Source organism: uncultured Methanobrevibacter sp. (assembly GCF_947169325.1).
Classification (GTDB): domain Archaea; phylum Methanobacteriota; class Methanobacteria; order Methanobacteriales; family Methanobacteriaceae; genus Methanocatella.
The window spans coordinates 1-4,305 of the sequence record NZ_CAMVPN010000129.1; the positions used below are offsets into that span (position 1 = coordinate 1).

The 4,305-nt window shown below is 42.7% G+C and carries 6 protein-coding genes and 1 pseudogene; 1 reads left to right on the forward strand and 6 read right to left on the reverse strand.

The window, feature by feature from the left end; all coding sequences use genetic code 11:
- From Q0W26_RS11555 to Q0W26_RS11570, 4 genes and pseudogenes are all read right to left on the reverse strand, one after another.
- Window positions 1-92 (reverse strand): annotated as a pseudogene (locus Q0W26_RS11555) (2-oxoacid:ferredoxin oxidoreductase subunit gamma); the annotation flags it as partial.
- 8 nt (window positions 93-100) lie between these two features.
- A complete protein-coding gene (locus tag Q0W26_RS11560) occupies window positions 101-964 on the reverse strand; it encodes a 2-oxoacid:ferredoxin oxidoreductase subunit beta (protein ID WP_298525587.1) in 864 nt (287 codons plus the stop codon).
- Window position 965: 1 nt separating this feature from the next.
- Window positions 966-2,087: a 2-oxoacid:acceptor oxidoreductase subunit alpha gene (locus Q0W26_RS11565; RefSeq protein WP_298525590.1), complete on the reverse strand. Its 1,122-nt coding sequence runs from the start codon at window positions 2,085-2,087 to the stop codon at window positions 966-968.
- A gap of 2 nt (window positions 2,088-2,089) precedes the next feature.
- Window positions 2,090-2,353: a ferredoxin family protein gene (locus Q0W26_RS11570; protein WP_298525593.1), complete on the reverse strand. Its 264-nt coding sequence runs from the start codon at window positions 2,351-2,353 to the stop codon at window positions 2,090-2,092.
- Window positions 2,354-2,487: 134 nt separating this feature from the next.
- On the opposite strand from Q0W26_RS11570, the gene Q0W26_RS11575 reads away from it, so the two are divergent.
- Window positions 2,488-2,979: a fumarate hydratase C-terminal domain-containing protein gene (locus tag Q0W26_RS11575; RefSeq protein WP_298525596.1), complete on the forward strand. Its 492-nt coding sequence runs from the start codon at window positions 2,488-2,490 to the stop codon at window positions 2,977-2,979.
- Here Q0W26_RS11575 and Q0W26_RS11580 read toward each other — a convergent pair.
- Window positions 2,976-3,551, reverse strand: coding sequence for a sugar O-acetyltransferase (locus Q0W26_RS11580; protein WP_298525601.1), 576 nt, complete (start codon window positions 3,549-3,551; stop codon window positions 2,976-2,978). The genes Q0W26_RS11575 and Q0W26_RS11580 overlap by 4 nt on opposite strands.
- 94 nt (window positions 3,552-3,645) lie before the next feature.
- Window positions 3,646-4,305 (reverse strand): peptidylprolyl isomerase (locus Q0W26_RS11585; RefSeq protein ID WP_298525604.1); only part of this gene is annotated, 660 nt, incomplete at its 5' end.

A 4,305-nucleotide genomic window follows, 5' to 3' on the forward strand; every position in this document is an offset into this window, starting at 1 on the left:
CCGTCAAAAAGGCATGCAGATTTACCTAAGATAATACCTGCAAGAATAATTCCCTGACCTCCGAATCCGCAAATTCTAATTTCAGTTCTCATGTCATCACCTATAACTCCACTTCGTATGCGGAATTGATAAGAGTCTTCTTACCTGATTTTTCCACACTTATCTTGTCAATGCCTTGTGTAAATTCGTCTTTTCTGGCATTTGCAAATTCACCGACCACTATTTTACCTTCAAGTTCCTTTGGCCTCATCCTGTCTGCAGCGGATTTGAACACTGTGTTGGCTTTCATTACAGCAGCCATTGCAGTAGGAGTTTTCAGCTTGTTCTTACGGCCAAAGTAGGTCGGACATTGGGTTGCAACCTCGATGAATGAAAATCCAGGGTTTTCAAGTCCTGCCTTGATTGCAAGCACCAGGTTTTCGATTTGGACTGTGGTCCATCTTGCTGAATAGCTTGCGCCTGCAGCGGCAACGAGTTCTGCCAGCTTGAATGGAGTGTCCTGATTACCGTATGGAGCAGTTGTTCCGAAACTGCCTTTAGGAGATGTAGGGCTGATTTGACCCCCAGTCATACCATAGATATTGTTGTTGATACAGATTACAGTCAGGTTTATGTTTCTTCTGGCCGCATGGATTAAATGGTTACCTCCGATGGATGCAGCATCTCCGTCACCTGTGAACACTACAACATCCAGGTCCTTGTTTGCGGTTTTAAGACCGGTTGCGAAACTTAGTGCCCTTCCGTGAGTTGTGTGAAGGGAATCGCATTTGAGGTATCCCGGAATTCTTGAAGAGCATCCGATTCCTGAAACCATTGCGATATTGTCAAAGTCCATGCCTGCCTTTTCCATTGCTGCTAGAAATGCGTTGATGATAGCTCCGTTTCCGCATCCAGGACAGAAAATGTGTGGCAGCCTGTCTTCTCTTAAGTAAGGGAGAAATCTATTTTGTTTATGTTCGCTCATTTTAGTTTCCTCCTATTCTGTCAATTTGATCCAATATTTCATCCGGAGTAGGTAGTAACCCTCCGATGACGCCCATCAGATGGACGTTTGAGTTTCTTTTGCATGCCCTGTCAACTTCATAATACATCTGGCCGAGATTCATCTCAACGACCAGTATGTCACCTGCATCCTTTGTAAGCTCGGCAATCTGCTCGTCAGGGAAAGGCCATGGAGTGTCAATCTTGATGAATCCCACATTCTTGTCAGTCCTGTTGACGGCTTCAACCACAGACCTTACCGGAGCGCCGTAGGATACTATGATGATGTCAGCGCCTTCGCAGTTTTCAGCCTTTATGGAGCAGATCTTGTCCTTGTTGTTTAAGACCTTGTCGCATATCCTCTGTATGAGCATGTCATGGGTTTCTGGATTGTTTGTGTCAGGATATCCCCTCTCATCGTGGGTGAGTCCTGTCACGTGTATGTTGAATCCGTCACCGAATGCCGGCATCGGAGTTGTTCCGTTTTCGATGTTTTCAAACGGAAGGTAATCGTCAGTTTTCTCAGGCCTTTTTCTTGGGACGATTTCAATATCCTCGTCCACCACAATCTTTTCTCTCATGTGCCCTATGACCTCATCGGCCATTACAAATACTGGACATCTGTATTCCTCTGCAAGATTGAATGCCTTGATTGTGAAATCAAAGAATTCCTGTACGCTTGATGGAGACAGTGCAATCGGTTCGTAGTCTCCGTGTGATCCCCAGCGTGCCTGCATCATGTCGCCCTGTGCGGCCATTGTAGGTTGGGCTGTTGAAGGGGAACCCCTCTGCACATCCACAATTACAATAGGAGTTTCGCTCATGAAAGCGTAACCGATATTCTCCTGCATGAGTGAAATGCCCGGTCCGGATGTTGCAGTCATTGATTTTGCTCCTCCCCAGGAAGCTCCGATTATTGCACCTGCAGATGCAATCTCATCTTCCATTTGAACAAATGAACCACTGACCTTCGGCAATTCCCTTGCTAAAGTCTCTGCAACTTCTGTGGATGGGGTAATCGGATAGCCTGCAAAAAACCTGCATCCTGCAGCAATTGCCCCTTTTGCACATGCTTCATTTCCTTGGATAAAAAATTCTTCAGCCATTTCTATTTCTCCTTTGTAAAGTTTGGATTGAAATTCACATCATTGCCCTCTTTCATCCACCAGTTGTCAGGCAGGTCGACAGTTATGGCCTGGTCCGGACATGCAACCTCACAGGTGCCGCATTTGGTGCACCTCTCTTCGAACTTAACGAAAGGCAATTGAACGCCTTTTTTGTTAACTTCAGGAGATATTGCATATACGTTCTTGTAACACATAAATAAGCAAAGATGACATCCTTTACATAAATTTTCATCAACAATAATCAATTTTAAAATCTCCTAAAAAATCCATAATAAATAAATATAGATTATGAAATATATTTGTTGACAAACATTTAAATATGTTATTAGAAATCGGCGAAATTGCATAATTTTAAAAAATTTAAAAATAAACTAATATTATGATTCACCTGAAAACACCAATACGTGATGATGATTTGGCGGGCGTCAAAGTGGGAGACCAGATTACAATATCCGGAACAATCTATACCGGACGTGACGCAGCCCTTCCCCAATTCGTCAGGCTCATTGAACGTGGCGAGGTCCCATTCGACATTAACGGAATGGCAATCATGCATACCGCATTCAGCGATGCCGGAATTGCTCCGACCACAAGCAACAAGGAAGAGATAGAATCGACAATACCGTTCTTAAGTGAAAACGGCGTTAAGGTCCATATCGGCAAAGGAATGCTGAGCGATGAGACTGCCGAATCACTGAATGAAAACAACTCAATTTTTGTGATAACACCACCGGTAGCCGCACTGCTTACAAGCAAGGTGATCAGTAAAAAATGCGTTCTTTTTGAAAATGAAGGCATGGAAGCCATGTTTGAGCTTGAAGTGGACAAGATTCCCGGAATTGTGGCAATACACAACGGGGAGAAACTCTAGTCCACATTAACGTCACGGATATATCTTGCAGGAACCCCTGCGACGATGGTGTTTTCGGCCACATCTTTAGTTACGACCGCACCGGCAGCGACTATTGATCCATCACCGATTGAAACGCCAGCAAGCACAGTTACGTTTGAGCCTATCCACACGTCATTACCTATTCTGATTGGTGCAGGGATTAGGTTTCCTCTTTTTTTAGGATTTTCCTCATGGTTTAATGTGGCCAGCACAACATTGTGGCCAATGAGGACATTATCACCGATATATATTCCACCCTGGTCCTGAAACCTGCATCCGGAGTTAATGAACACGTTTTTCCCAAGATGGATGTTCTTTCCAAAATCAGTTGTGAATGGCGGGAAAAGCCTGAAGTCATCGCTGACCCTTTCACCGATTAAATCAGAAAACATTTCACGGATTTCATCGAGATCATGATAGTTGGAGTTAATCTCACAGGTGATTTTTTGGGTTTCGGTGGCGTAATAGTTGCAGGCGGATGCCGCCTCCTCATCCATGGTCAAAGTCTTGCCGCTGTTGAAAATATCTAGAAGTTCACTTAAATCTAACATGAATGAAAATTTGTAAAAAATAATATTTTAAAGTATTGATTTAAAAAAAAATAGGTAAAAAAAGGAGTTATTTTAAAAATAACTCAAAATGAATCTATTCTTCGTCTTCTTCATCTTCAGAAGACTCTTCTCTTTTCTCGAATTCATCTACGAAGTTGACTTTGGTAATGTCTTCGATATTGTCCCAGATGTCTTTAGCAATTCTGAATCTTGCAAAGGTAACGTCCATGTAGGATTGTTGGTCGAATTTAGCCATTTCATCAAGTTTGATGTTTGCAACACCGTCAACGATGTCAATTTCGGTTTTTTCAATGTCGATGTTAGGATTGGAGTAGTGTAACTCAATCATACTTTTGATTTTTTCTTCATCGTCTTCGATGACTTCACATACTTCCACATCATAGACTAAGTCTTTTCCTGCTAATTCATGGTTGAAGTCGACTTTTACTCTTCCGCCGTTTACGGTTAAGATTTTACCTGTTGATCCTTCAGCGGTGATTCTCATACCTGGGTATGGAGTCATTCCCTGTTTTTTGAATTCTTTCATTGGCACCAATTGGATTAATTTAGGGTTTCTAGGGCCGAATGCGTTATCGGAGTCCACTTCAATGTGTTTGGTTTCTCCTTCTTCCAGACCGATGATAGCTTCTTCGATAGCAGGTAATAAGTGGTTTCCACCTACAACGATTGGGATTGGTTTGTAGGTTTTGTTTTCATCGAAAATTCCAGCTTCTTGTGCAATTTCATCATAAGT